26 protein-coding genes are annotated in these 25,692 nt (G+C 43.7%); 16 read left to right on the top strand and 10 right to left on the bottom strand.

Annotated elements, in window-relative coordinates:
- Nucleotides 1-374 precede the first annotated feature (374 nt).
- The 5 genes from rpmH (at nt 375) to mnmE (ending at nt 4,481) form a co-directional block, all read left to right on the top strand.
- Nucleotides 375-509: a 50S ribosomal protein L34 gene (gene rpmH, locus F891_RS15575; RefSeq protein ID WP_000831329.1), complete on the top strand. Its 135-nt coding sequence runs from the start codon at nt 375-377 to the stop codon at nt 507-509.
- A gap of 29 nt (nt 510-538) precedes the next feature.
- Nucleotides 539-931 (top strand): ribonuclease P protein component, encoded by a 393-nt coding sequence (gene rnpA / locus F891_RS15570; RefSeq protein WP_004728981.1) that lies wholly within the window; start codon nt 539-541, stop codon nt 929-931.
- A gap of 9 nt (nt 932-940) precedes the next feature.
- Nucleotides 941-1,261, top strand: coding sequence for a membrane protein insertion efficiency factor YidD (gene yidD, locus F891_RS17725; protein ID WP_005245550.1), 321 nt, complete (start codon nt 941-943; stop codon nt 1,259-1,261).
- A gap of 5 nt (nt 1,262-1,266) precedes the next feature.
- A complete protein-coding gene (gene yidC, locus F891_RS15565) occupies nt 1,267-3,030 on the top strand; it encodes a membrane protein insertase YidC (protein WP_005264486.1) in 1,764 nt (587 codons plus the stop codon).
- Between the two features lie 92 nt (nt 3,031-3,122).
- Nucleotides 3,123-4,481 (top strand): tRNA uridine-5-carboxymethylaminomethyl(34) synthesis GTPase MnmE, encoded by a 1,359-nt coding sequence (gene mnmE, locus F891_RS15560; RefSeq protein WP_005264485.1) that lies wholly within the window; start codon nt 3,123-3,125, stop codon nt 4,479-4,481.
- Between the two features lie 44 nt (nt 4,482-4,525).
- Here the strand turns inward: mnmE and F891_RS15555 are convergent, their stop codons facing one another.
- A complete protein-coding gene (locus F891_RS15555; RefSeq protein ID WP_005264484.1) occupies nt 4,526-5,671 on the bottom strand; it encodes an MFS transporter in 1,146 nt (381 codons plus the stop codon).
- Nucleotides 5,672-6,050: 379 nt separating this feature from the next.
- Between F891_RS15555 and F891_RS15550 the strand changes: the two genes are divergently transcribed.
- Nucleotides 6,051-6,752 carry a DsbC family protein gene (locus tag F891_RS15550; RefSeq protein ID WP_005264483.1) on the top strand — a complete coding sequence of 234 codons (702 nt, stop codon included), beginning with the start codon at nt 6,051-6,053 and terminating at the stop codon, nt 6,750-6,752.
- 99 nt (nt 6,753-6,851) lie between these two features.
- Here the strand turns inward: F891_RS15550 and F891_RS15545 are convergent, their stop codons facing one another.
- From F891_RS15545 to guaD, 3 genes are all read right to left on the bottom strand, one after another.
- A complete protein-coding gene (locus F891_RS15545; RefSeq protein WP_004281926.1) occupies nt 6,852-7,109 on the bottom strand; it encodes a GlsB/YeaQ/YmgE family stress response membrane protein in 258 nt (85 codons plus the stop codon).
- A gap of 171 nt (nt 7,110-7,280) precedes the next feature.
- Entirely contained in the window at nt 7,281-7,808 is a 528-nt protein-coding gene (hpt, locus tag F891_RS15540) for a hypoxanthine phosphoribosyltransferase (protein ID WP_004647133.1), read from the bottom strand.
- Between the two features lie 224 nt (nt 7,809-8,032).
- Complete coding sequence (guaD, locus tag F891_RS15535; protein WP_005264481.1) at nt 8,033-9,361, bottom strand: guanine deaminase; 1,329 nt, start codon at nt 9,359-9,361, stop codon at nt 8,033-8,035.
- Nucleotides 9,362-9,459: 98 nt separating this feature from the next.
- Between guaD and F891_RS15530 the strand changes: the two genes are divergently transcribed.
- Complete coding sequence (locus F891_RS15530) at nt 9,460-10,032, top strand: nucleotidyltransferase family protein (RefSeq protein WP_005264480.1); 573 nt, start codon at nt 9,460-9,462, stop codon at nt 10,030-10,032.
- Between the two features lie 39 nt (nt 10,033-10,071).
- Here the strand turns inward: F891_RS15530 and F891_RS15525 are convergent, their stop codons facing one another.
- The gene (locus F891_RS15525) at nt 10,072-11,037 is read right to left on the bottom strand and encodes a TerC family protein (RefSeq protein WP_005264479.1); all 966 of its coding nucleotides are present in this window, start codon (nt 11,035-11,037) and stop codon (nt 10,072-10,074) included.
- Between the two features lie 331 nt (nt 11,038-11,368).
- On the bottom strand, nt 11,369-12,562 hold the full coding sequence (locus tag F891_RS15520; protein ID WP_005264476.1) for a sugar transporter: 1,194 nt from the start codon (nt 12,560-12,562) through the stop codon (nt 11,369-11,371).
- Nucleotides 12,563-12,717: 155 nt separating this feature from the next.
- Between F891_RS15520 and F891_RS15515 the strand changes: the two genes are divergently transcribed.
- Both F891_RS15515 and F891_RS15510 read left to right on the top strand, forming a co-directional pair.
- Complete coding sequence (locus F891_RS15515; protein ID WP_005264474.1) at nt 12,718-12,996, top strand: GNAT family N-acetyltransferase; 279 nt, start codon at nt 12,718-12,720, stop codon at nt 12,994-12,996.
- A 31-nt stretch (nt 12,997-13,027) separates the two neighbouring features.
- Nucleotides 13,028-13,318, top strand: coding sequence for a GNAT family N-acetyltransferase (locus F891_RS15510; protein WP_004281917.1), 291 nt, complete (start codon nt 13,028-13,030; stop codon nt 13,316-13,318).
- Here the strand turns inward: F891_RS15510 and F891_RS15505 are convergent.
- Nucleotides 13,311-13,658, bottom strand: a complete 348-nt coding sequence (locus F891_RS15505) for a hypothetical protein (protein ID WP_005264472.1) — start codon at nt 13,656-13,658, stop codon at nt 13,311-13,313. The two genes, F891_RS15510 and F891_RS15505, sit on opposite strands and share 8 nt — an antisense overlap.
- Nucleotides 13,659-13,854: 196 nt before the next feature.
- Between F891_RS15505 and F891_RS15500 the strand changes: the two genes are divergently transcribed.
- A complete protein-coding gene (locus tag F891_RS15500) occupies nt 13,855-14,328 on the top strand; it encodes a BLUF domain-containing protein (protein WP_005104921.1) in 474 nt (157 codons plus the stop codon).
- A gap of 62 nt (nt 14,329-14,390) precedes the next feature.
- Here F891_RS15500 and F891_RS15495 read toward each other — a convergent pair whose 3' ends face one another.
- Both F891_RS15495 and mpl read right to left on the bottom strand, forming a co-directional pair.
- Nucleotides 14,391-15,473 (bottom strand): zinc-dependent alcohol dehydrogenase family protein, encoded by a 1,083-nt coding sequence (locus tag F891_RS15495; protein WP_004281911.1) that lies wholly within the window; start codon nt 15,471-15,473, stop codon nt 14,391-14,393.
- Nucleotides 15,474-15,831: 358 nt separating this feature from the next.
- On the bottom strand, nt 15,832-17,196 hold the full coding sequence (gene mpl / locus F891_RS15490) for a UDP-N-acetylmuramate:L-alanyl-gamma-D-glutamyl-meso-diaminopimelate ligase (RefSeq protein ID WP_005264469.1): 1,365 nt from the start codon (nt 17,194-17,196) through the stop codon (nt 15,832-15,834).
- A gap of 242 nt (nt 17,197-17,438) precedes the next feature.
- On the opposite strand from mpl, the gene F891_RS15485 reads away from it, so the two are divergent.
- The 4 genes from F891_RS15485 (at nt 17,439) to F891_RS15470 (ending at nt 21,635) form a co-directional block, all read left to right on the top strand.
- Entirely contained in the window at nt 17,439-17,780 is a 342-nt protein-coding gene (locus F891_RS15485) for a DMT family protein (RefSeq protein ID WP_004647146.1), read from the top strand.
- A gap of 198 nt (nt 17,781-17,978) precedes the next feature.
- The gene (gene purE / locus F891_RS15480; RefSeq protein WP_005104916.1) at nt 17,979-18,491 is read left to right on the top strand and encodes a 5-(carboxyamino)imidazole ribonucleotide mutase; all 513 of its coding nucleotides are present in this window, start codon (nt 17,979-17,981) and stop codon (nt 18,489-18,491) included.
- A gap of 15 nt (nt 18,492-18,506) precedes the next feature.
- Nucleotides 18,507-19,628, top strand: coding sequence for a 5-(carboxyamino)imidazole ribonucleotide synthase (locus F891_RS15475; RefSeq protein WP_004281903.1), 1,122 nt, complete (start codon nt 18,507-18,509; stop codon nt 19,626-19,628).
- Between the two features lie 714 nt (nt 19,629-20,342).
- Entirely contained in the window at nt 20,343-21,635 is a 1,293-nt protein-coding gene (locus F891_RS15470; protein WP_005104915.1) for a lytic murein transglycosylase, read from the top strand.
- A gap of 102 nt (nt 21,636-21,737) precedes the next feature.
- Here the strand turns inward: F891_RS15470 and F891_RS15465 are convergent, their stop codons facing one another.
- The gene (locus F891_RS15465; protein WP_005094877.1) at nt 21,738-22,865 is read right to left on the bottom strand and encodes an anhydro-N-acetylmuramic acid kinase; all 1,128 of its coding nucleotides are present in this window, start codon (nt 22,863-22,865) and stop codon (nt 21,738-21,740) included.
- 80 nt (nt 22,866-22,945) lie between these two features.
- On the opposite strand from F891_RS15465, the gene tyrS reads away from it, so the two are divergent.
- Both tyrS and F891_RS15455 read left to right on the top strand, forming a co-directional pair.
- Nucleotides 22,946-24,160, top strand: coding sequence for a tyrosine--tRNA ligase (gene tyrS, locus F891_RS15460; protein WP_005264466.1), 1,215 nt, complete (start codon nt 22,946-22,948; stop codon nt 24,158-24,160).
- A 531-nt stretch (nt 24,161-24,691) separates the two neighbouring features.
- A complete protein-coding gene (locus tag F891_RS15455; protein ID WP_005104912.1) occupies nt 24,692-24,985 on the top strand; it encodes a hypothetical protein in 294 nt (97 codons plus the stop codon).
- Nucleotides 24,986-25,692 lie beyond the last annotated feature (707 nt).

The raw sequence follows: 25,692 nt of genomic DNA, 5'->3' as shown, positions 1-25,692 counted from the left end.
ATAGAAAAAGTGCTCCCTAATAGTAATAAATTTAAATTTATAAATTTGAATTTATTTATAGGATCACTAGTTTTTGTGGATAACTCAAAAAACTTCAAATTTAAATTCAAAACCGTAAGTTAAATTTAAACTCTGGATAACATGTGGATAACTTTGTTGATAGAGTTGTTTATAACTTATATATATTTATATAACAATAACTTAATTTGTGATTAACTTGAATTGAACTATTTTTTATTCAGTTCTTTGAAAAACCAGGGTCTTTATCTTTTTTGATCTTATTTTAAAAGAAAACCGCTTTTGCATTGACAGCTCAAGCAATGAGCACTAAAATCGCGGACCTTCACAGAAAGATCATTTTTTGGAGTTTCAATATGAAACGTACATTCCAACCGTCTGAATTAAAGCGTAAGCGTGTTCATGGTTTCCGTGCTCGTATGGCTACTAAAGCTGGTCGTCAAGTATTAGCTCGCCGTCGTGCAAAAGGTCGTCATAGCTTAACTGTTTAATCAGTTACGCTAAGACGATTTTGGGTGTTATGACAAAACTTTATAGTTTTGGCACAGAGTTCCGATTACGCTGTGCTGCCGATTATAAAGGTGTCTTTGATGGTGCGCTTTTTAAAGTGCATCAACCCCATTTCTTATTTCTTGCAAAACATTCCGAACTGCCAAATAGCCGTTTGGGTTTAGTTGTTGCCAAGAAGAAAGTGCGACGTGCACACGAAAGAAATCGAGTAAAACGACTTGCTCGCGAAAGTTTTCGCCTGCATCAACAGCAATTAGATGACTTAGACATTGTAATCATGCCAAAAATGGGTGTTGAAGCAGTGCCTAATGCAGAATTGCACCAGCAATTACAATTTGCCTGGCAGAAACTGAACCGTCTTGCCAAAAAGCATTCAAAAATAGCCCCCTCCCCACAAAAGTAGAGTTGGCCAATGGTACGTTTACTGCATTGGTTGATCCGTTTCTATCAGATTGCGATTAGTCCTCTTCTTGGACCGCGCTGTCGTTATATTCCAACTTGTTCTCAATATTCCTTGGAAGCAGTCCAGATGCATGGCGCTGGGCGTGGAGTGTGGCTGGCTACTAAGCGTATTTGCCGTTGTCATCCGTGGGGGGGCTGGGGATATGATCCTGTTCCCTCAAAAGCGATTCGTTTTATTTCATTTCAGCAAATAGATTCTCAAACGCTTCACGTTGCTGTACCCTTTCGTGATCGTTTATTGAACCAAAATCACTCTCACCACTTGGGGTAATACATATGCAACAATGGGCCAGGATTGCAATTCTCGGAGCCATGTTTGTTGTCGCATATTTGCTCATTTTGGCGTGGCAAAAAGATTATGGAAATGCTGAAACAAAACCGCAGCAGGAAACTGCTGTTGTTTCGCATGACGTATCTGCAGATTTGCCAAATGGTCAGACGGCTACAGTTGCCTCTGATCTGCCACAAGCAAATGTGCCAGCACAGCAAGCCACGGATGCCACAGCACCTGTAAGTCAGCAGCTTATTTCAGTACAAACTGACCTTTATCACCTTTGGATCAATCCTAAGGGTGGTGATATTGTTCGTATTGAATTACTCAATCATGACAAGAACAAAGACAGCGATGAGCCGTTCGTGATGCTGGAAAGCGATGCGAAACGTACTTATGTCGCCCAGTCTGGCCTGATCGGTCTGAATGGACCGGACAGCAGCCGTAACGGCCGTCCAATGTATGAGCTGGAAAAAACTGCTTATACCCTGGCAGATGCGAAAACAGTCAAATCCAAAGATGGTGAAAACCTGAAAGTATTGTCTGTACCGCTAGTGTTTAAAACCGCTGACGGGATCGAGATTATCAAGACCTTCAATTTCACTGAAGGTGAATATCCGGTCGTGGTAAATCACAAAGTGGTTAACCGCAGTGGCCAGACCTGGCAAGGTCAGATGTTCGGTCAGATCAAACGCGATAACTCGGAAGATCCAGGCAAATCCGATCAGGGGATCTTCACGCTGGGAACATTCCTGGGCGGTGCATGGGGTACCCCGGACGAGCAGTACAACAAGCTTAAATTCGACAACTTTGTTGAAGAAAAAGTCAGTACTGAAGCGACAGGTGGTTGGGTGGCAATGGTACAGCACTACTTTGTCAGTGCATGGGTTCCAGGTCAGCTGAAGTTGACTCAAGGCAATGGCGAAGCTTATAGCGCCAAGCTTGAATCACGTAAATCAACCGATAACATGAACATCATCGGTTTTACCTCACCGACATTTAATGTGCCTGCAGGTACAGTGGCTGAAATTGATGCGACTTTCTATTCAGGTCCAAAAATCCAGTCAGAACTGAAAGATTTGGCTGCAGGTTTAAACCAGACCGTTGATTATGGCTGGTTATGGCCAATCGCGAAATTACTGTTCGTGGGTCTTGAATTCTTCCATGGTCTGGTGGGTAACTGGGGCTGGGCAATTATTCTGTTGACCGTTCTGGTGAAACTGATCCTGTGGCCATTGTCGTCGAAGAGCTATCGCTCGATGGCGAAAATGCGTGTGATTGCGCCAGAAATGCAACGCATGAAAGAAGAGTTCGGTGAAGACCGCATGCGCTTCTCTCAAGAAATGATGGCATTGTACAAACGTGAACAGGTCAATCCGCTTGCCGGCTGTTTACCGCTGTTATTACAAATGCCGATTTTCCTGGCCTTGTACTGGGTATTGATGGAATCTGTGGAACTGCGTCATGCGCCATGGATGCTGTGGATTCAGGATTTGTCTTCAATGGATCCTTGGTTCATCCTGCCGTTGTTGATGGGCTTGACGATGTATATCCAACAGTCGTTAAATCCACAACCGACGGATCCAATGCAGGCAAAAGTCTTCAAGTTTATGCCGATTATCTTTACCGTATTCTTGTTGTTCTTCCCGGCAGGCTTGGTTCTGTACTGGATCGTCAACAACTTGATCACGATTCTGCAACAAACTTTGATTAACAAGTCTGTTGCCAAAGATCGCGCGAAACGTGATGAGGCCACTCCAGTCAACTAAGTTGTACGGATAGGCTGAATAAATCCGCTTAAGATGGTAATCTTAGGCGGATTTTTTTTGGCTGTACTTTTGAGTCTTTGCAGGTGAATTTTATGCTCAACCGAACCACAACTATTGCTGCGATTGCAACTCCACCAGGACGTGGCGGCGTTGGGGTGATTCGCCTGTCTGGTCCAAAATCCTATGAGATTGCCCAGCAACTGACCCAAAAAGCGCTGCCTAAAGCGCGTTTTGCCGGTTTCCGCCAGTTCTATGATGCAGCCGGTGAAGTCATGGATGAAGGACTGGCGATTTGCTTCCCGAATCCAAACTCTTTTACCGGCGAAGATGTGGTCGAGTTGCAAGGTCATGGCGGTCCGGTGATTCAGAATGCCCTGCTTGGCCGTTTGCTGGAGCTCGGAGCTACAGCGGCTAAAGCCGGTGAGTTCTCGATGCGTGCCTTTGAAAATGGCAAGCTGGATCTGGTACAAGCTGAAGCAATTGCCGACCTGATTGATGCAACTTCGCAAGCGGCTGCACGTTCTGCGGTACGTTCACTGCAAGGGGCTTTCTCGACCAAAGTCAATGCAGTCCTTGAGCAGCTGATTCACCTGCGTTTGCATGTGGAAGCTGCAATTGATTTTCCGGAAGAAGAAATTGATTTTCTCGCAGATGGCAAAATTTTAAATCTGCTGGATGGCGTATCCAGTGCAGTCACTCAAGTACAGCAATCCGCACGTCAAGGTCAATTGTTACGTGAAGGTTTACAGGTGGTAATTGCAGGTAAACCGAATGCCGGTAAATCTTCCTTACTGAATGCATTAGCTGGAATTGAACGCGCGATTGTGACCGATATTGCCGGTACCACCCGTGATGTCCTGCATGAAAAAATTACCTTAAATGGTCTGCCGATTACCCTCACCGATACTGCGGGCTTGCGTAAAACTGGCGATATCGTGGAAAAAGAAGGGATCCGCCGCGCAATTAAAGAAATCGAACAGGCCGATTTATTGCTCTTGGTCTATGACTTAAGCCAGGGCGAAGATCCGCTGCAACTCGCCCAGGAATATTTTGCTGAACATATAGAACCGAAACGTTTGATGCTGATTGGCAATAAATGCGACCTGACCGGTGCTGAAGCCGTGATTGGAGATTTAAATGGTTTCCGGCATATCGCAGTCTCTGCCAAGCAGGAAACTGGCGTTCAGGCGCTCATAGAAGCGATTACAGCGCATGCAGGCTTCCAGCCTGAGGAAGACACCTTTATCGCACGTACCCGTCATTTAGACGCAATGAAGCGCACTCAGCTCTATCTGGCTGAAGCGCGTGAGCAACTGGTGGTGTATAACGCCGGTGAACTGGTAGCGGAATCCTTACGTCTGGCGCAAAATGCTTTGGGTGAGATCACGGGTGATTTCAGTGCAGATGACCTGCTGGGCAAGATCTTCGGTTCATTTTGTATTGGTAAATAATTATTTAATAAAACATCAAAAAAGCCCTCAACTGAGGGCTTTTTTTAGGCTAGTAGGCGGGATTTTTGATACGCCCACCACAGCGCAAAACACAATAGACTGATCGCGATACAAAAGCTGATCACGGCGAAATCCAGTCCCCAGTGATCGGCCAGATAACCCACGGCAATGATGGGAACAATAGTGCCCAGATAGGCAATAAACAGATAGGTTGACATGACGGCTGCACGATTGTCTAAGCTGGTCATTTGATGGATCAGTGCAAAAGCTCCCATTAAGGCAAAACCATGGCCGATCCCAAAGAAAATATCACTGATAAAAAATAGCAGGCTGATTTTCGAATACATACATAGCGCCAAAATCATCAGGCTCAAGCACATCATCATCAGGCCGATATTCAGACATTTAGAGGCTGCGACGGCTTTGGCCATAAACTGCACGATCACTGAGACTACTAAAATACTGGTAATGGCCAGCCCACTGACCAGAGGACCATGCCAAGGTAAAATATTGCGGACAAAGGACGGCGACAGTGAAGCAAACAGGCTAAAAGCGGCAAAGGCACTAAAAGCCGTCACTGCAATAATCATAAATACCCGATGAAACTGCGCTTCAGGTCGTTGCAGTTTAGGCGCCATGCTAAAGGGCTGTGCCTCAAACTTGGGTGCTTTGATCCAGAACAGGCCAATCAGACACAGCACGGCACCCAGAATAATCGGTAAATATGGCATCACCAAAGGGGCAGCGGAAAACTGCGCAATCACACCACCGACCAAGGGTCCCAAACCAAAACCCATTGCGGTGATGATTGAAATCAGTTGTGGTGCAGTGTGTTTATGGCTTTCTGGGATGGTATGCATCAAGCCCATCATGGCAGAAGTGGTCATTAGGCCCGAGGCAATCCCAATAATAAAACGGCCAATTGAGAGGATCAGTGCATTCTGGGCAAAAACGGAAATGATCAGACCCAGCGTGATCAGGGCCAGACCAATTTGCAGGGTCCGTAAAAATCCGATACTGTTACTGGTTCTGCCCAAAAACAACAAGGTCGAGAGACAGCCAAACATATAGGCGACAAAAATGTAGGTGATCTGGCTGGGAAGCAAATGCCAGAGCTGTTGATAAATCGGATAAAGCGGACTGGCCAAAGCAGTACCAATCGTTCCCATCATTAAAGCCAGGCTGACCATCAAGAACGGTCGCCAGCTGGTCGTTATTGTCATGAAAATGCCGTTATAGTGTTGATCCTTGGCCAATCCATGTCAGGGCGTAGCGAGGAAAATAAAAAGTGTCTGCAGTTTAGAATGGATGCAGAAAATCGGTCAAGGTTGAATGAGTAAGATATTTATCATTTAAAATATTTTAGCTATATAAAACAATTATTTATTATGAATATTGATGTGTTTTCTAGATGGATTGGAGTTCAAGCTAACGCTATACATGGTGTTCCACGTGAAACATTATGAGCTTATTTAACTGAGTGTAAACAGTAACATAAATGTTTGAGAAATTTAAAAGCAGAGCGATTAGAATCGAAGCATATTCCTATCCAATTCATGTAGAACATTCATGTTAAAAAAAACACTGATCATTAGTTTAAGTACATTCATTTCGAGCTTTGCATTTGCCAATATTGATACGGTACAAACTAACTTGGCAAAAAACAGTCCCAATTTAAAAATTGAAAATATTCAGACTACGGAGATGAAAGGCATCTATAGTGGCTCCATGCAGGGCCAAGTGGTTTATCTGAATGAAGATGCCAAGCATCTGATTGCCGGCCCAATGCTGCGGATTCAGGATCAACATAATCTGACCCGTGATTTAATGCTGAAACAAAATAGTATCGACTGGAAAAAATTACCGCTTCAGGATGCTGTAAAAAGTGTAAGAGGTACGGGTAAACGTCAGATTGCGATCTTTTCTGACCCAAATTGCCCGTATTGTAAAAAGCTTGAGCTAGAGCTGAAAAAACTGAATGACTTGACCATTTATACCTTTATTCTTCCTTTAAAACCCCAGTCGGCTGCTCCTTCAAAACAGGTGTATTGCGAGTCTAATCCAGCTCAGGCATGGGAAGATCTGATTGCTCAAGGAATTCAACCTAAATCGAAAAAAACTTGTGCCAATCCGATTGAACGGAATAAAAAACTGGCTCAGTCTATGGGGGTGAATGGTACACCTGCGATTATTTTTTCCAATGGTTTTAAGGTGATGGGCGCCTATCCGGCAGAGCAGATTGAGCAGATTTTTAAAGAATTCAATTTATAAAAATTAAATAAAGCTATCAGTCGCTCAATATAAAAAAGCACCTTTTCCGGTGCTTTTTTATTCAGGTCGTCAAATCAGCCTCAGAAACATCTGAATGGTTTAGACTGTACGGCGTTTGGTCACCATATTATAAATAAACAGAATAATCACAGCACCAATCACAGAAGCAATCAGACCTGCTGCAGAATCTGCCGAATAAAGACCGAGCATACGACCACCAAAAGTCGCCAACAAGGAGCCGGCAATACCCAGCAAGGTGGTCATGATAAAGCCTGCCTTGTCATTACCCGGATGAATGGCACGTGCAATTAGACCTGCTACAAAACCAATGACGATCGCCACAATAATTGTCCACATATGCATACTCCTTCTTATCATGTCTTTGTTTTCACATCTGTTTAATCATCTTGAAACAAAGTCAGGATCATAAAAAGTTGAATCCTGAAACGAGATGTTATTTTTTGTTCCCGGTTTTTTCTGTATTTTAGGTATAAAAAAGTGGCTTATGCCACTTTTTTCAACCTGATTTTAAAGACCGATTTCACCAATAAATGGCAGGTGACGGTACTTCTGGTCATAGTCCAAGCCATAACCCACGATAAATTTATCTTCAACCTCAAAGCCCATAAATTCGACCTTCAAATCGATTTCACGACGCGATGGTTTACTTACCAAAGTACACAGTTGAATCGAGTTAGGTTCACGGGTTTGCAGGATTTCGAGTACCTTGCTTAAGGTGTTGCCTGAGTCAATAATATCTTCAACCACCAGCACATCTTTACCACGGATTTCACCGTCTAAATCTTTCAGGATTTTTACATCACGTGACGATACCGTGCCACCGCCATAACTGGACACAGTCATGAAATCCAATTCATGCGGTTTTGAAATCACACGACATAAATCAGCCATAAAAATCACTGAACCACGTAATAAACCGATGAGCACAAGTTCTTTGTCACTATTGGCATAGTGTGCATTGATTTGAGCACCAAGCTCTTTGACTTTAGCTTGAATTTCTTCAGCGGAAATCATTACGCTCATTTGAACGGTCATGGGTAGATACCTAAAAAGTAAAAATAGCAAAATAAAAAAGGTGTTGACCTGCAACACCTGAATACGTCGCAATTTTAATACATCCCTAGCAGAGATGCACCTGTTTTGCTGGCTGTAAATGTAATCATTTTTTAGCCGCTGCTGAATCGCGTTTCAATAAAAAAACACAGCCCAGTGCCATTGCAGACAGGATCAAGTATTGGCGACGGCGGGATTTTTTTGTTTTATTCACTGGCTGCTGCTTTGACATAAACGGCTGCTCCATAGACATAGGTGGCTGCAATATTACGGTCATCACCAAGCATGGTCAGTGCAAAAAACGCATCTTCAATATTTTTAGCTTTGCTCTGGCGTAACTGCTGTAAGGCAGTGGCATTGAGATCCAGAACCACAAAGTCGGCTTCTTTGCCAATATTAAAGTTCCCCAGGCGATCATCCAGGCTCAAGGCTTTGGCACCACCTAAAGTGGCATGATACAAGGCCTCAAAGGCAGAGAGTTTTTCGCCCTGCAACTGCTGCACCTTATAGGCTTCATTCAGGGTTTGCAGCTGATTAAATGATGTCCCCGCCCCAATGTCTGTACCTAAGCCGACTTTGACCCCTTTGTCCCAAGTCTTTTTCAGGGGAAATAAGCCACTGCCCAGGAATAGATTTGAGGTCGGACAAAAGGCAATGGCGGAGTCGGTCTGATGCATACAATTCCACTCCTCATCTTCCAGATGCACACAATGTGCGAAGACGGATTTGCTGCCGGTTAAACCATAATGATGATAAACATCCAGATAACCTTCACGTTCAGGAAAGAGTTCTTTTACCCAGGCAATTTCATTCTTATTCTCACTTAAATGGGTATGCACATACACATCCGGATATTCGGCTTTGAGCTGCCCAGCTTTTTGTAATTGTTCAGGTGTTGAGGTCGGTGCAAAGCGTGGGGTAATCGCATACAGGTTCCGCCCATGTCCATGCCATTTTTCAATCAGTGCTTTAGAGTCTGTATAAGCTGTTTCTGCTGTATCTGTTAGTGCTTCCGGTGCATGACGATCCATCAGGACTTTACCTGCGATCAGACGCATATTGCGTGTGGTTGCGGCATTAAATAAAGCATCTACGGATTCAGGATGAACGGTACAAAAGACCAGTGCAGTCGTGGTGCCATTTTTAAGCAATTCCTGCACGAAAAATTCGGCAATTTTTTCGCTATAGGATGCATCTTGGAACTGGATTTCAGTGGGGAATGTATAGGTATTTAACCATTCCAGCAGTTGTTCACCATACGCCCCGATCATTTCGGTTTGCGGGAAATGAATATGGGTGTCGATAAACCCGGGAACAATCAATTGATCTGGATAGTGCTGTAATTCAGCGTTGATAGGAAGTCGTGACTGCCCTTCTTGCCAAGGACCAAACCACTGGATTTTACCCTCTTGAATGATGACTAAACCATCTTCTACATATCGCACTTGGTCGTGTATATCACGTGCTTGGGCAACTGTATTCTGAATGTCGAGGAAGCGACCACGGATCGCTGTCGTTGCAATTACAGAAGACATTTTAAACCTACGCTTTTAATTTTTTCGATTGATTGTAGCTGAAAAAATTGCCATGTTTGTATGAACATTCATATTTAAATAGCGATCCCGATTCTTCTATGACCCCATCCAATGATCATGATCAATTTCAACAGATCGTGCGTGCGCAGCCGACCTTAATGCGCATCTTGCTTCAGTTGGCACAATTGCACTCTGACGCTTATGTCGCAGCGGGTGTGTTACGTCATGTGATCTGGGCGCATTTACATGGATGGAAATATGAAATGAATCATACTGAGGTCGATGTAATTTTCTATGACAAAAATAAGCAGGCTCGCGCTATAGAACAGCAATTTGCAGATCAGTTAAAAGACTATTTTCCAGATATCAGTTGGGATGTGACCAATCAAGCCTTTGTACATGAGTGGTATCGTACCGATCAAAATGAAAGTAGTGAGCCTTTAACTTCAATTGATCATGCGCTGTCATTATGGCCAGAAACTGTCACGGCCTTGGCACTGCGCCTGAAAGATGATGAGTTGGAGTTGATCGCCCCTTTCGGTTTAGCAGATCTATTTGAGTTAAAGCTGCGTTGGAATCCGAATTTAGTCAGTTATGCCGTGTTCGAACAACGTATGCTAAGCAAACAGTTTTTGCAAAAATGGCCTAAATTATCCCTGATAGAACCATAAAAAAAGCCTGCTGATGCAGGCTTTTTTTATGATTACTTTTTACAGGGTGGTTTCGTTATGCTTCTTGCTATGACGAATCGACAAGATCGCGGTCACAGTCAGGACAATCACAATAAAGCTCAAAGAAATCCAGATCGGCATATGGAACACATCTAGCATCAGCATCTTAAAGCCGATAAAGACTAGAATGATCCCGAGGCCATAAGGCAGATAATGCATTTTTGAGGCTGCGCCCGAGAGCAGGAAGAACATCGCGCGCAGGCCTAAAATCGCCATCAAGTTTGCAGTAAGGACAATGAAGGGATCGGTGGTGACGGCAAAAATAGCCGGAATAGAATCGACGGCAAAGATCACATCAGAGGCTTCAACCAGGATCAGGACCAGGAACAACGGCGTTGCCCAGAGCAAACCATTTTGACGTACAAAGAATTTGTCGCCCTGAAGTTGCGGGGTGATACGCATATGTTTACGCAGCCATTTCAGAATCGCCATATCTTCAATATTGCTGTCTTCTTCATGCTGACCACGCAGGAATTTGAAGCCGGTATACACCAGGAACGCACCGAAGATATATAGAATCCAGGAGAATTCCTGCACGAACCACGCGCCAATAAAAATAAAGATAGTTCTGAGCACAATCGCACCCAGTACGCCATATAACAGCAGCTTGCGTTGCAGTGCGGGTGGAATGGCGAAGGCCGCGAAGATCATCAGCCAGACAAAGACGTTATCAATCGCCAGGGATTTTTCCAGCAGATAACCGGCAAAGTATTCCATGACCTTGGCATTGGCAATTGCCGTGCCTGCGGTCTGCTCCAGATACAGCCATAAGCCGCCACCAAATAAAGTCGCGACACTGACCCAGGCAATACTCCAGTAGGCAGCAGTACGGACTTTAACTTCCTGACCATGCTGATGCTTAAAGCCGACAAAATCGATTATCAGCATGACTGCGACAATCGCGAAAAAGACGAGATACAGCCAGAGTGTACCAATGGTTTCCATGTGAATTCTCCACATCGGACAACTAGCCATAAAAAAACCTTGACCAGTTGCCAGATGAAAAACATCTATAACAACATGATCAAGGTCTTGCCTACATCTTACTGTTCCACTTTTTTATATAAAGTGTGACTTCAAGATGCTCAGATACCGACTTTTTGCAAAGTGTAATGACGATATTCTGACACGTTTAAAAATTGAAATTTCATTCTTAAACGCTTGGAGGAGGCTACTCCCCTTGTTCAAACTAAATTTTATTTGAGCGGTAGCTCAATGTGCAGCAAGCATGACAGATTTTTGCTAAGACTACAATTTCATTTACAAAAATCATGCTTCAAGGCGCTTTCTTACCTAAGAAATCCGGACGCTGAATCAGGTATAAGCTGATCAGAAAACCCAAGCTGGCCAGGATTGCTCCTACCCAGCCAATACTATGTAATCCGATATGTGCCGTTACCAGACCGCCGAGTAAGGCACCGCCACCAATCCCGACATTGTACAGACCTGAAAAAATTGCCATGGCGACATCGGTTGCATCAGAAGCCAGATTTAAGGTCTTGGCTTGTAGAGCCAGACTAAACCCAATAATGCTGATGCCCCAGATTAACGCCAAGCTATTAAGCTGAAATACACCCTGAGACAGTGGCAGCAATAACAGTAGCGAGATCCCTAGCCCGAGTGTAAATAGCGGAATGGTGAGTCGGGGAAAATGCGGTGCAAAGCGGCCAAATACGTAAGAGCCGATCAGACCCGCAGCGCCATAAATTAGCAATAAGCTGGTGGTTTGCGCAGAGCTGAATTGCGCAATATTCAGCGCAAAGGGTTCAATATAACTATAGGCGGTAAATTGTGCGCTAATCACAAGCACGGTAAGCGCAAAGACCAGCATCAGGCTGGGACGTTTCAGCAAGCTCTTTAAACTGCTGAGTGAACCTGAATTGACACTTGGCAATAAAGGTAAGGTTTTGGCCAGCAGTACGCAGACTACGCCCGCCACAACTGCGATCAAGGCAAAACTATTGCGCCAGCCATAGGCCTCCCCGACCATCCGGCCAAAGGGAATTCCCAGAACCATCGCCATGGCGGTACCGGTAGCCAATAAGCCCAGTGCCTGAAACTCTTTGCCCTTTGGCGCAACCCGCACGGCAAGCGACGCCGTAATTGACCAGAACAGTGCATGCGCCACGGCAATACCAATCCGGCTCAGCACCAGAATACTAAAACTCCAGGCAAAATAGGACAGTACATGACTGAAAATAAACACCGCAAATAAAGCCATCAGCAGAAAACGCCGTTCAATATTTTTGGTCAGTAACATCATTGGCAAAGAAAGCAGCGCCACGACCCAGGCATAAATTGTCAGCATCCACCCGACCTGGGTCGGTGACATGGCAAAACTGGTACCAATATCACTTAATAGCGCCACCGGGATAAATTCGGTGGTATTGAAAATAAAGGCAGCAGAGGCTAAAGCAATCACACAAACCCATTGACGTGTCACCGAAGAGGTGGAAGAAGAGCTAGACATACATATCTGATAAAAAGAACCGGCCGGCAGTTTAAACCTGTTGAGCAAAATGCGGTATTGGTCAGAAGGACAGATTCACAATCCTTTAAAAGAAATCTAACAATAGAGCAGGGAAAAATATGTCAGTCTGGCTTAAAAACAAGGAGAGGATCGGCATGTTGATCGAGCATCAGCAACAGGACACTGGAGGTTTATGGTTTGTAGAGCCAAATGAAAAACGTCTGGCAGAAATGAGTTATTCCAGAGTAAATGAAGATCAATTAGTGATTGAACACACCTGGGTCGATGACAGTCTACGCGGCCAGCACGTCGGGTATTATCTGGTCGAGGCCGCTGTGAATTTTGCCCATGAACACGGCATCAGGATTATTCCAAAATGCCCTTTTGCCAAATCCGTGTTCGAGCGAGAGCCTCGCTTTAATGATGTTTTATAATTTTAAAATGACAACAAAGGTTTAGATTTGTATGGAAATTAAATATCAAGATTCAAAACGTGGTGGTGTATTTTTTATGGAAGATCAAGGACGCCGCCTGGCGGAGATTACTTATCAATGGCGGGGCGATGCCGTCATCATTGCCGATCATACCTGGGTCGATGATTCCCTGCGTGGCCAAGGTATTGCCCGAAAAATGCTGGATGTACTGGTTGATTTTGCCCGTGAAAAAAGTTTAACCATCATCCCGCAATGTTCCTATGTGGATGTCATGTTTAAACGTGACCGAAGTCTGGCAGATGTCGCAGCAACGGCTATTTAACTACCCAAGAGGATTTCCCGAAAGATAAATGCAGTTTTTCTTTCAAGGCAGGAATCAATATAACCTGTAACAGGGTATATAAACCGAAACCTGCCATCACCCCGGTCATCGCCCAGAAAATTTCTTCAAACTGTTGCAGCATCACTAAAATTGCCATGATCAGCAGGTAACTGGCATGAAAATAAATACGATGCCCAACAAATTTCAAGATCGTCCAGCTAATAAAAATTGAACTGATCAGCAAATTGGTTTGAGCACTGAATTGCCAGTTATTTAAAGTGATCATCAGGATAAAACACACACATAACAAGGCGAGGGTTAAAATCAGATCTTTTAACATCAAGTAATCCTTATGCTTGTGGTAGGTGTATGAAAATATTCGTTTAATAATTTAGGCACTATTGTTAAAAGTTTAATCCCGAAATGCAAACTGAAAACCATGTAAGCAAAAACGGATATTTGCTTAAAAAATGGTCGACTTAAATTAAAATTATTGATTAAATTGTGGTTTTAATTCTTCCCTCTAGTGAGATGGCATGATGCTACAGCTTTGCTATGCCAGTGAACGCATAGAATCTGAACAAGAGTTGTTACAAGATCTGAGCGATATTTTGGCCACTGCCCGGAAGTTCAATGTTCAGCATCAGATTCATGGGGTGTTGTATTATTCCCATGGCAAATTTTTCCAGTGCCTTGAAGGTCAGGCTGAAGTAGTGGAAAGTTTATTTCAGAGCATTTGTCGGGATCCCCGCCATCACAATATCTTGCGTTTTGCAGATGCGCTGGTAGAGCATTCCCATTTCTCGGAATGGTCAATGAAATATGTGCATAAACACAGTGAAATTTCTTCTTTATTTTCACGTTTAGGTTTGAAGCAATTTGATCCGCATGCCTTACAGCAGTCAGGAATTGCCGAATTCCTCAAAGTACTGTATCGCCTGGAAGAAAATCAGGCCAGTCTGGCATCGCCAAAAGGTTATAAGCAGCGTGGTTATGTCCCCTATTTTTGATCTGATGGATCAAAGCTGAAAATAAAAAAGTCCGCATGGCGGACTTTTTTGTCTGATGTGGATTAGGTCATGTCAATCATGACTTTTAAGGCCTTTTCATCAGAGGCATGTTTAAAGACATCATAGGCTTTTTCAAAATCGGAAAATTTAAAATGATGGGTCGCCAGTTTTTCTAGGGGCAATTTGCCGGAACAGCAGGTTTTCAGCAACATCCCTGTGGTATTGGCATTCACCAGGCCGGTGGTGATGGTCAGGTTTTTAATCCAGAGTTTGTTCAGTTCAAAACTCACCGGTTTACCATGTACGCCGACGTTGGCAATATGCCCGCCCTCCTTCACGACATGCTGGCAAATATTCCAGGTAGGCTCCACCCCCACTGCTTCAATGGCACAGTCGACCCCGCGTCCATCGGTAATCTCTAGAATCTTTTGAATGGCATCTTCTTTGGCAGAGTTGATGATATGCGTCGCGCCGACAGTCTTGGCAAATTCCAGCCGATTATCATCCATATCCACCATAATAATATTGGCGGGTGAATAAAACTGTGCGGTGAGCAGACAACTCATGCCGATTGGCCCTGCCCCGACAATCGCGACATTGTCGCCTGGTTTGACATCGCCATATTGCACCCCAATTTCATGTGAAGTTGGCAGGATATCTGAGAGGAATACGGCCACATCTTGATTCAGGCCATCGGGTAAATGATAGAGTGAGGTATCGGCAAAGGGCGTGCGTACATATTCGGCATGGGTGCCATCAATCATATAACCCATGATCCAGCCGCCTTCATTGCGACAATGGGCATAGAGCTGTTTCTGGCAGTTTTCACAGGTTCCGCAGCGGCTGACACAGGAAATAATCACCCGGTCGCCCTTTTTAAAGTTTTGCACGGCGGAACCAACTTCTTCCACAATGCCAATACCTTCGTGACCTAAAATACGTCCCTTAAAGCTGCCCTCTTTACGCGTAGCCTCCTGCTCAATTTCCGGGTTTTTACCTTTCCAGATACCCAAGTCGGTACCGCAGATGGTAACTTTTTCCAGTTTAATGATGGCATCGCTGGGATGCAAAATGGTGGGAACTGGGCGGTCTTCAAAGCGGATATCATTTGCGCCGTAATAGACCATCGCTTTCATCGTTGTCATGACACATCTCCTAATGGAATGAGGAATGAGAATGACCTGACTCAGCGAGAATAATGAACGCCTCGATTGCTTTTATATAGTGACAGCGATGGGCTGATTTATGATCTGGCTTTCAGGCCTATAGATACCTGTGTTCTTCTCGATTGTGCCTTGAGTGATATGGCGCTGCAATGAGTCTTGTGTACAGATTGCAACAAAAGATCATCAGGGAGGGTTCAGAGATAAATCTGCTATTTGGGTCAATATTTAAATCATAGGATTGCAGGATCAGAACAACGGTTCACTTTTTCTCAATCAACGTTTTAATATGCTAAAAAAAGCCCGCTAGGCGGGCTTCTTCACTTCACTTAAATCTGTTTTATGCTTGTAAAACAGTAATCAGCTTCTGATGCAAACCACCAAAACCACCATTCGACATAATTACTACGGCATCGCCCTCGCCTGCCTCTGCTACCACGGTCTGAATGATGTCATCCAGTGTGCGTGCAACTTTGGCCTTGTTTGGCGCAGCCTCAATGACCGGTTGCAGATCCCAGTCCAGTCCTTCCGGTTGATACCAGATCACTTCATCGGCCAGACGTGCTGAATGAGCCAAGCCATCTTTATGACTGCCCATGCGCATGGTATTGGAACGTGGTTCAATAATTGCCCAGAGTTTGCGTTCCCCTAGACGTTTGCGCGCACCTTCTAAGGTCGTATCAATCGCCGTCGGATGATGGGCGAAATCATCATAAACCTCGATACCACGGACTGTGCCTAACAGTTCCATACGGCGTTTCACCCCACCAAAATTCGATAGTGCTTCACAGGCAGTTTCAATCGATACGCCGACATGTTCAGCGGCAGCAATCGTGGCCAAGGCATTGGCCACCGAATGCTGTCCAGTCATATTCCATTGTACTTCGCCTTTGACCACGCCCTGTTGCAGCACTTTGAAATGTGAACCATCTGCTGACAATTGTTCTGCATACAGCTCAGCTTTTTCATTGGCATCCAGACTGGTGCGCACTACAGGTGTCCAGCAGCCCTGCTCCAGCACTTCATCAATATTGCTTTCAGTAATCGGCGCGATAATCCGGCCTTCACTTGGAATGGTACGAACTAGATGATGGAACTGCTTTTGAATTGCGGCTAGATCATCGAAGATATCGGCATGGTCAAATTCCAGGTTATTTAAAATTGCGGTTTTTGGATGGTAATGCACGAACTTGGAACGCTTGTCGAAGAAAGCAGAATCGTATTCATCGGCTTCGACACAGAAATATTTCCCACCACCGAGACGCGCACTTTCCGAAAAGCCCAATGGCACACCGCCAATCAGAAAACCTGGCTCCAGACCGGCTTGATCCAGTACCCAAGCCAGCATCGTGGTGGTCGTGGTTTTACCATGTGTTCCGGCGACACCCAGCACGTGTTTACCTTGCAGAACATGATCAGCCAGGAACTGCGGACCTGAAATATAAGGCAGACCTGCATTCAGCATATATTCGACTGCATCAATACCACGCTTCATGGCATTGCCGACGATCACCAGATCCGGATGAGGCTGTAAATGACTGCGGTCATAACCCTGCATTAAAGTGATGCCCGCATTTTCAAGTTGGGTCGACATGGGTGGATACACATTCAGGTCTGAACCTGTTACCTGGTGGCCCAGATCGCGTGCAAGTAGCGCTAACGAGCCCATAAAGGTGCCACAAATACCCAAAATATGCAGATGCATCTACTTTACTCCGTTCCTGTCTGACCCATCACTTTATATTGGTGCTGTTGTCATGATTTATTCAATTTGCAAGCAACGATAGCAAGGCTTTAGCTGAAAAGATAGTGAAAATTCTGGCCTTGTTGTGGGATTTTTTAAATCCTGTTTCACGGATAAATTCAAAGAAAATTTCAAAGCGATGCAATATCTTTTCGCCAAATAAACCGTAAAATAAGTTCGACTTTTTTGCAGAGTGCATGCAAATGCTGCCGGCTTTATTTCTTCTGGTAATTGCCAACTGTTTTATGACCCTGGCCTGGTATGGGCATTTAAAATTTTTGCCGCATGATGCACCGCTCTGGCAAGCGATTTTGTTCAGCTGGGCCATTGCCCTGTTTGAATATAGTCTGATGATTCCAGCGACCAAATTACTGGCGCAGCAAGGCCTGGCAGTCGGTCAAATGAAAATCACCCAGGAAGTCGTGACCTTACTAGTCTTTGTTCCTTTTATGATTTTTATGTTTAAACAGCCCTTTAAACTGGATTATCTCTGGGCTGCTTTATGTCTGTGTGGATGTGTCTATTTTGTATTCCGCAGTTCCTGAATAGCTGTAACTGCGGCTACTCCCCTATTTTTATTCCAGTTTTTGAAAATTCGATAAAAAAACAAGAAAAATCGAGCCTTGCTTTAACCGTTAAATTTTATGAAGCTGAGTTTTCAGTCTATAATACGCACTCCTATTCAAGCTTGGCTCTCTCGTCGAGATTTATCTTTTCTCACTTTAATCTCTGGAAAATTTGCAATGAATGCGGCTGCTGCACAAGATACTCCTCTCGTAGGTATTATCATGGGTTCTCAATCAGATTGGGCAACTCTCGAACACACTGCCAATATGCTCAAGCAGCTTGGTGTCCCATTTGAAGCCGAAGTTGTTTCTGCACATCGTACTCCAGACCGCCTGTTTGAATATGCTGAGCAAGCGCGTGATCGTGGTATTCAGGTGATTATTGCTGGTGCAGGTGGTGCAGCGCATTTACCGGGTATGTGTGCGGCGAAAACTGATCTTCCAGTTTTGGGTGTACCTGTGAAATCTTCGATTTTAAACGGTATTGATTCATTGCTGTCTATTGTGCAAATGCCAGCCGGGATTGCGGTTGGTACCTTGGCTATTGGTCCTGCCGGTGCCACCAATGCTGCCATTATGGCTGCGCAAATTCTGGGTTTGACCCGTCCAGAGATCGCAAAAAATGTTGCAGATTTCCGTGCAGCGCAAACAGATAAAGTGGCAAGCAACAATATTCCAGGCCAAGCTTAAGTCGAGACACAGATTATGGATAAAACCATCGGTATTTTTGGTGGCGGTCAGCTGGGTCGTATGATGGCGCAAGCGGCACTTCCATTAAATATTCAATGTACATTTTTTGAAGCCAGCACAGACTGTCCTTCTGCTGCTTTGGGTCCGGTGATTTCGAGCCAAGCTGAAAATGGTCTGCAAGACTTTATTAACAGTGCAGATGTATTTAGCCTTGAGTTTGAAAATACGCCACTTGCAGATGTTGATGTACTGACGCAAAGCAAGCAACTGCATCCGCCGCGTCAGGCTTTGGCGATTGCCCAGCATCGTCTGTCTGAAAAAGCCTTGTTTGATGAACTGGCTATTCCGGTTGCACCGTACAAAGCGGTCACTTCACTGGAAAGCTTACAGGCTGCTGTAGCTGAACTGGGCTTGCCGATCGTACTGAAAACTTCGCGTGGCGGTTATGATGGCAAAGGTCAATTTGTTTTACGTTCGGCTGATCAGATGGATCAGGCCTGGGCAGAATTGGGCCCTGCGGGTGAACTGATTGCTGAAAGTTTCGTGACTTTCTCGCGTGAAGTTTCAATCATTGCAGTACGCGGCCAAGATGGTGATGTAAAAACCTGGCCATTGGCGGAAAATCATCATCATGACGGCATTCTGTCGCACTCGATTGTGCCAGCACCGGACAGTACTGACTTGCAGCCGGTAGCACAAGAATACATCACTCGCCTGCTGAATCATCTGAACTATGTCGGTGTGCTGACCCTTGAGCTGTTTGTGACAGACAATGGCCTATATGCCAACGAGATGGCACCACGTGTGCATAACTCGGGTCACTGGTCGATTGAAGGTGCAGTATGTTCGCAGTTTGAAAACCATGTGCGTGCCGTGGCAGGTTTACCTTTAGGTTCAACTGAAGTGATCCGCCCAACTGTCTTGGTGAACATCATTGGTCAGCATCCGAAATCTGCAGATGTACTTGCTCTGGAAGGTGCACATTTGCATCTTTACAATAAGTCAGAGCGCGAAGGCCGCAAGATTGGTCACATTACCCTGATGCCAAATGACAGCGCGCAATTGTCTGTACTTTGCCGCCAACTGGCGAAAATTTTACCGAATCCATTGGCATTGAGCGAAGATATGACCATCTAGGCTTTAACTTGCTGATAAAAAAAGCGATCACTTCGGTGATCGCTTTTTTATTTGTCTGCTTTCAGGCATGATTGCGCCTCTTCAAAAATACCTGCCATTGGTCGGATCAGTTTTTAAATCAATTGCTTATAAACTGATCAATTGAGTATAAATATAACAATCCAATAAAACCTTTTTTACAGCTGAATTTTGCCATATTCACTTGTAGATAAGCTTGAAATCAAAGTTTGAATTTAAAACTGGAAAGCAGTTTTGAATTTAAATTCATAAAAATAAATTCAAATTTAAATCGCACTTTGAATTTAAACTTACGCTTTTAAATTCAAAAAATATGAATTCAAATTTAAAACTGGATAAATGAATTCAAAGTTTTTGAATTTAAAAATATTAGCCCATTATTCAAATGAATTTAAAACAAAAACGAGTGTAATTAGAGCATGTTGATGATCGTGACTCGCTTTTCCTGAAACAAGTTATCCCCAGTAATTTTTTAAATTCAAAAATAATTCCAAATGTTTTGAATTTAAATTTAAAAATCCTGCTGATTTGAATTTAAAACAAGCTTGTGGATAACTCGTGTTTAAATTTAAAGATTACAAAATGAATTTAAAAGTGTAGGAATTATGAATTTAAATTTACGCATTGGCGCTTTAATTTTCATCATGAGCTGCTAAGGTAGAAGCATAATTCAAAATCTAAATATTCAAGGGTCTTATGCAACGGCTTGCACTTTTTATTGGTTCTGTGGTCTTGGCTGCTTCACAGGCACAGGCTGAACTTATTATTAATGGTCAACGTGTCACGCCGACTGATTTGACCTCTAGTTCAAATATCCCGAATTATGCCTCCCAAAATAATTTTCAAAACTGTCTCGCTAATTTGCGCAGTCAAGCTGTTGCTAGAGGTGTAAGCGGCAGTACCTATGATCGTTATACCCAGAACTTAAACCCGGATTATTCAGTGATTGAACGCCTGAATTACCAGCCTGAATTTTCTACCCCGATTTGGGATTATCTATCTGGTTTGGTGGATGAAGAACGGGTTCAGCTCGGCCGGCAAAAACTACACCAACATCGTGAGGTGCTCAATCGTGTTGCTGCTACCTATGGTGTACCTGCAGAAACGGTAGTTGCGGTATGGGGTGTCGAAAGTAATTTTGGTGATATTTCGGGGAAATATCCTTTATTACAGGCTTTGGGAACTTTGAGCTGTGAAGGTCGTCGCCAGAGTTATTTTCGTGGTGAGTTTTTTACCACAATGAAACTGTTACAGCGTGGCGATGTGCGTGAAGAACAATTAAAGGGTTCCTGGGCAGGCGCATTTGGTCATACCCAGTTTATGCCATCGACTTATGATGAACTTGCAGTTGATTTTGATGGTGATGGCCGACGTGATCTGGTTTCGAGCATTCCTGATGCACTGGCATCGACCGCCAACTTTTTAAGCAAGCGTGGCTGGCAGAGCGGGCAACCTTGGGGCTTTGAAGTCAAGATTCCGCAAGGCATGTCGGTTTCCGGTGAAGGTCGAAGAAATAAAAAATCCTTGAGTAGCTGGATCAATCAAGGGGTGGTACGTGCCGATGGTTCGGCATTAGTTCAAGGAAATTTATCACAATCCTCTCAAGCAGGATTACTTGCACCTGCAGGCCCGAGTGGCCCAGTATTTTTGGTATTTAAAAATTTTGATGCCATTTATAGCTATAATGCGGCAGAAAGTTATGCCTTGGCGATTGCACATTTATCCGATCGCCTGCAAGGTAAAGGTTCATTTATGGCCACATGGCCTACTGATGATCCGGGAACTTCTCGTGCAGAACGTCGTGAGATCCAGCAATTTCTGTTAAACCGTGGCTATGATATTGGTGCAGTGGATGGTCTGATTGGAGATAAAACCCGTCAGGCGATTCGTCAGGAACAGCAGCGTTTGGGCTTAAGTCCTACAGGTCGTGCCGGTCAGCAGATTCTGCGTGCTTTTAGAAATGAAAATGCCAAACGCATGATGCAATAAAAATATTGAAAACGAAAAAAGGTCTGCATTCATGCAGACCTTTTGTGATGACTGTTTTGAGTAGCTATTATAGTCATGCAAGATAATAGTAATTCGCTGAATTTAAACAGCAGTAATGGTGCCGAGGACGCGATAGCCAGCGGCACCAGTGACTGCAGGCAAGTTACCATTCAGCTGATTCATAAAACGCATGGCCAGCCAGGCAAAGGCAGTAGCTTCTACCCAGGTCGGACTGAGGCCCAGATCGGCGGTAGTCTGTACGCTCCATTCATGTTTGCGCAGGCGCCAGCGCAACTGCTCTAGTAAATGTGAGTTGTAGGCACCACCACCGCAAACAAAAACCTGTCCGGTATCCATGCCGGAGCGGTAAATGGCTTTTTTAATGGCACGGGTGGTGAGCTTTAATAAAGTCGCCTGTACATTTTCCGGGGTATCTTCCAGTTCATCGTATTGCAGGTCATTGCGCCAGTCAGCAATCTGTTCATCCAGCCATTCCAGGTTGAAATCTTCACGACCAGTACTTTTCGGAGGTTCTTTGGAGAAGAATTCGTGTGACTGCAAGCGATCGAGTAAACTGCGAATCGGGGTGCCATAGGCTGCCCAGTTACCATTTTCATCAAAAGGCTGGCCAGTATAACGGGAACACCAAGCATCCATCAGGATATTGGCCGGTCCGGTATCAAAACCATAAACCTCTTCAGGCTTGCCGGCAGGTAGCAGGCTGACATTGGCAATACCGCCCAGATTTAAAATTACCCGGTGAATGCTGTCATGCTGGAAAATATCCTGATGAAATGCCGGAACTAAAGGTGCTCCCTGACCACCTGCCGCCAGATCACGACGACGGAAATCTGAAATCACCGGAATCTGGGTAATTTCAGTAATGATGTTCGGGTCACCAATTTGCAGGGTGAAGCCATGTTCAGGGCGATGCCGGATAGTCTGGCCATGCGAGCCAATCGCCTTAATTCTGGATTTATCGAGGTTATTTTTTTCAATCAGCGCATTAATACCATGACCAATCATTTGTGCCAGTGCAACATCGGCCTTACCCATGCGGTCAATTTCATTGTCATCAGGCAAAGTCAGTGCCATCAGTTCATCCCGAAGGTCAGGATCAAATGCCAAAGTGAGTGTGGCGTGAAGCTGGAGTGGATCAAAAGAAGCAGCAACAATATCGACACCATCCATGCTCGTGCCGGTCATTACCCCAATATAGATCGCTGTCATGGTTATTCTTAAGCCTGCAATATGCTGAAAAAGTGTTAGTATATCGCACAAATTGAGTAACTGATGTATTGGATTTTGTGATGTCAAATTTCCTGCCGGCTGAAGAACAACTTGCCCTCATTCAACGAGGCACCCACGAAATTATTTCTGAAGAAGATCTTCTCAAGAAATTAAAATTGAACCGTCCATTAAAAATTAAAGCGGGTTTTGACCCGACTGCGCCTGATTTGCACTTGGGCCACACGGTTCTCATTAATAAGTTAAAAGTATTCCAGGATTTGGGTCATGAAGTATTGTTTCTGATCGGTGATTATACTGCGATGATCGGTGACCCGACCGGCAAGAGCGCAACACGTCCACCATTGTCACGTGAACAGGTTTTAGAGAACGCTAAAACATATCAAGAACAAGTATTTAAAATTCTTGATCCCAACAAAACCAAAGTGGTGTTTAACTCGGAGTGGTTTGCGCAAAAAACTGCGGCTGATTTAATTCAATTGGCATCACAGCAAACGGTTGCGCGTATGTTGGAGCGTGATGATTTCACCAAGCGTTATAACAATCAACAACCGATCGCGATTCATGAATTTTTGTACCCATTGGTACAAGGCTATGACTCTGTTGCGCTGGAAGCAGATGTTGAATTGGGTGGTACAGACCAAACCTTTAACCTGTTGATGGGTCGTACCTTACAAGGTCGTTATAACCAAGAAGCACAAGTCTGTATCACAGTGCCAATCCTTGAGGGTTTAGATGGCGTCAACAAGATGTCTAAATCTTTAGGTAACTATATTGGTGTATTTGATGCACCGGGCGCGATGTACCAGAAAGTGCTTTCAATGCCGGATGCATTGATTGAGCGTTATTTTGATCTGCTCAGCTTTAAAACCATTGAAGAAATTCAACAGTTATTAAAAGAAGTGGCAGAAGGCCGTAATCCTCAAGAAGTGAAAAAGATTCTTGCGTTGGAGCTGGTCGAGCGTTTCCATGGTACAGAAGCGGCTGCCAATGCCCACAAAGGCGCGGGTAATATCATTACTGAAGGTGAATTACCCGAAGGCACGCCAGAAGTGACCATTTCACGTGGCGAGTTTGGTGGTGAAATCTTTATTACCTCGATTTTACGTGAAGCAGGCTTAACCAAAAATGCAGCTCAAGCTAAGGATGCATTAGGCCGTGGTGCAGTGAAAGTGGATTGGCAGACTGTAGATACGACCTATTCTGTGAAAGAGAACGTGACTTTGATTGTTCAGGCCAGTAAAAAAGCAATCGCTAAAGTCACTTTTGTTGACTAAAAAGCGGATAAGTTATTGAAATAAAAGCAGGCTTCGGTCTGCTTTTTTTGTTGATGTTCTATATTTAAAAATCAAATAAGTAAAGTCAAAAAAAACCCTATGAAAACAAGAGTTAATTTTTCCCAAATCACTTGCTTTTCATCTTTATTATGTATAGGATTTATTCATCTAGAGAATTCGTTTAGAGCATCTAGAGGGTAGTAAAAATAATAGTACTCCACAACTGAGAAGTCTCTTTTCCAAGAGGCTCTTTTTAAAAGCTTTAAAGCGAATAACTATAATAATGACATAATGGATCGGGTAAAGATTCAATTCTAAGGAGGAGATTTTGGGAGAGATCTCTTCCTTTTTTATTTATTCTGATTGCGTAATCAAAATATAAATCTGCATGCCTACTCTTCTTGTTGAACAACTAAACTTAAAATTAATCAGCAAATCGAACTTAGGTGAATGACCTCTAAGGGTGAGTTCATTTCAATTGACTCCAAAAGAAAAGTGCAAAACATAAAAAATTAAAGCAGAGGTGATTGAATGTATCGCTTTCCAACAGAAGATATTTTTGATGAACAGATCGATTGCATATTACGATTCTTATTTGAATACCAGCCGGTCGAACAAAAACAGCAACTCTATGGATCTGTCTATACTTTATTTATGCAGCTTGATCTGGCCGCGCATTACTTTTTATTTTCCCTGATTGAAGAGCAGTTACCGCGACGCGCGAAATTATTCTTTATTGCCGAGGATTATCAGGGCAAGAAAGACATGATTGTAGAAGTTATGCAGCACTGGCTTAGACAGCAACAACAGGAAAAAGTCGCTTAATGCAAAATAACAGACTTTATCTTCTATATATAAGTGATCTAAGCATGGTTTTGGGATTCGAAAACTAAAAATGAATACTTCTTTTATATAGCAGCCTAAGAATAGGCTTTTATAAAAGCTTTTTACGTCAAAAATAACTCATCAATTGGGGAGTCTAGGATTTAGATCGGTTTGTTGGGCAAGGTAGGGGAATTTTGGTTTTCTTTTGACGAGCTAATTTAAATAAAAGACAAGATTTCAATATCAAAAGGCTAAAAATACTGTTTTAAATATTATTGTGATAGTTTTTAGGTCTAAATGAATTTTCAGTTATAAAAACAAAATGAAGTGTTTAGTGGGTTTATTGCATAAAAACGCTTAAAAATTAGATAAAAAAGCGATTTTTTAGTAATTTTTGTAGAAAAAAAAGACATACGTGAAAAATATAGTGAATTGGGGGTTGCAATGATTCTGAAATCCTCTAGAATGCACCCATACCGACGAGATAGACGGAAACGAACGAAGCGGATTGCTGAGTTGTTAAGTATATCGAAGTCCAGCTTCTAGCACTGACGAGGTGTTAGAAAGATCATTAAGAGATTATGAAGAACAACTTGTGTGGATTTTTACTGGTTGATCGATCGAAATTATTTTCATTGATTGATGGTAGAAATTACTCGAAGTTTATTTGAGAAATATTTGTCAGAAAATTGATGAGCCAAGATTGG

Origin of the sequence: Acinetobacter sp. CIP 101966 (assembly GCF_000369725.1) — a bacterium.
GTDB classification, from domain to species: Bacteria; Pseudomonadota; Gammaproteobacteria; order Pseudomonadales; family Moraxellaceae; genus Acinetobacter; species Acinetobacter lwoffii_Q.
The sequence above is the reverse complement of the archived record's forward strand: the minus strand, read 5'-3'. Positions and strand labels throughout refer to the sequence as shown.

What these genes read in the sequence shown, in the direction of transcription:
- F891_RS15510 (WP_004281917.1), top strand. Translation starts at nt 13,028, where the DNA reads ATGGAAATTAAATATCAAGATTCAAAACGTGGTGGTGTATTTTTTATG.
- yidD (WP_005245550.1), top strand. Translation starts at nt 941, where the DNA reads ATGGTACGTTTACTGCATTGGTTGATCCGTTTCTATCAGATTGCGATT.
- purE (WP_005104916.1), top strand. Translation starts at nt 17,979, where the DNA reads ATGAATGCGGCTGCTGCACAAGATACTCCTCTCGTAGGTATTATCATG.
- rnpA (WP_004728981.1), top strand. Translation starts at nt 539, where the DNA reads ATGACAAAACTTTATAGTTTTGGCACAGAGTTCCGATTACGCTGTGCT.
- mnmE (WP_005264485.1), top strand. Translation starts at nt 3,123, where the DNA reads ATGCTCAACCGAACCACAACTATTGCTGCGATTGCAACTCCACCAGGA.
- mpl (WP_005264469.1), bottom strand. Translation starts at nt 17,196, where the DNA reads ATGCATCTGCATATTTTGGGTATTTGTGGCACCTTTATGGGCTCGTTA.
- F891_RS15475 (WP_004281903.1), top strand. Translation starts at nt 18,507, where the DNA reads ATGGATAAAACCATCGGTATTTTTGGTGGCGGTCAGCTGGGTCGTATG.
- F891_RS15550 (WP_005264483.1), top strand. Translation starts at nt 6,051, where the DNA reads ATGTTAAAAAAAACACTGATCATTAGTTTAAGTACATTCATTTCGAGC.
- tyrS (WP_005264466.1), top strand. Translation starts at nt 22,946, where the DNA reads ATGTCAAATTTCCTGCCGGCTGAAGAACAACTTGCCCTCATTCAACGA.
- F891_RS15530 (WP_005264480.1), top strand. Translation starts at nt 9,460, where the DNA reads ATGACCCCATCCAATGATCATGATCAATTTCAACAGATCGTGCGTGCG.
- rpmH (WP_000831329.1), top strand. Translation starts at nt 375, where the DNA reads ATGAAACGTACATTCCAACCGTCTGAATTAAAGCGTAAGCGTGTTCAT.
- F891_RS15555 (WP_005264484.1), bottom strand. Translation starts at nt 5,671, where the DNA reads ATGGTCAGCCTGGCTTTAATGATGGGAACGATTGGTACTGCTTTGGCC.
- F891_RS15525 (WP_005264479.1), bottom strand. Translation starts at nt 11,037, where the DNA reads ATGGAAACCATTGGTACACTCTGGCTGTATCTCGTCTTTTTCGCGATT.
- F891_RS15485 (WP_004647146.1), top strand. Translation starts at nt 17,439, where the DNA reads ATGCTGCCGGCTTTATTTCTTCTGGTAATTGCCAACTGTTTTATGACC.
- F891_RS15520 (WP_005264476.1), bottom strand. Translation starts at nt 12,562, where the DNA reads ATGTCTAGCTCTTCTTCCACCTCTTCGGTGACACGTCAATGGGTTTGT.
- guaD (WP_005264481.1), bottom strand. Translation starts at nt 9,361, where the DNA reads ATGTCTTCTGTAATTGCAACGACAGCGATCCGTGGTCGCTTCCTCGAC.
- F891_RS15465 (WP_005094877.1), bottom strand. Translation starts at nt 22,865, where the DNA reads ATGACAGCGATCTATATTGGGGTAATGACCGGCACGAGCATGGATGGT.
- F891_RS15500 (WP_005104921.1), top strand. Translation starts at nt 13,855, where the DNA reads ATGATGCTACAGCTTTGCTATGCCAGTGAACGCATAGAATCTGAACAA.
- F891_RS15505 (WP_005264472.1), bottom strand. Translation starts at nt 13,658, where the DNA reads ATGTTAAAAGATCTGATTTTAACCCTCGCCTTGTTATGTGTGTGTTTT.
- F891_RS15470 (WP_005104915.1), top strand. Translation starts at nt 20,343, where the DNA reads ATGCAACGGCTTGCACTTTTTATTGGTTCTGTGGTCTTGGCTGCTTCA.
- hpt (WP_004647133.1), bottom strand. Translation starts at nt 7,808, where the DNA reads ATGACCGTTCAAATGAGCGTAATGATTTCCGCTGAAGAAATTCAAGCT.
- F891_RS15515 (WP_005264474.1), top strand. Translation starts at nt 12,718, where the DNA reads ATGTTGATCGAGCATCAGCAACAGGACACTGGAGGTTTATGGTTTGTA.
- F891_RS15495 (WP_004281911.1), bottom strand. Translation starts at nt 15,473, where the DNA reads ATGACAACGATGAAAGCGATGGTCTATTACGGCGCAAATGATATCCGC.
- yidC (WP_005264486.1), top strand. Translation starts at nt 1,267, where the DNA reads ATGCAACAATGGGCCAGGATTGCAATTCTCGGAGCCATGTTTGTTGTC.
- F891_RS15545 (WP_004281926.1), bottom strand. Translation starts at nt 7,109, where the DNA reads ATGTGGACAATTATTGTGGCGATCGTCATTGGTTTTGTAGCAGGTCTA.
- F891_RS15455 (WP_005104912.1), top strand. Translation starts at nt 24,692, where the DNA reads ATGTATCGCTTTCCAACAGAAGATATTTTTGATGAACAGATCGATTGC.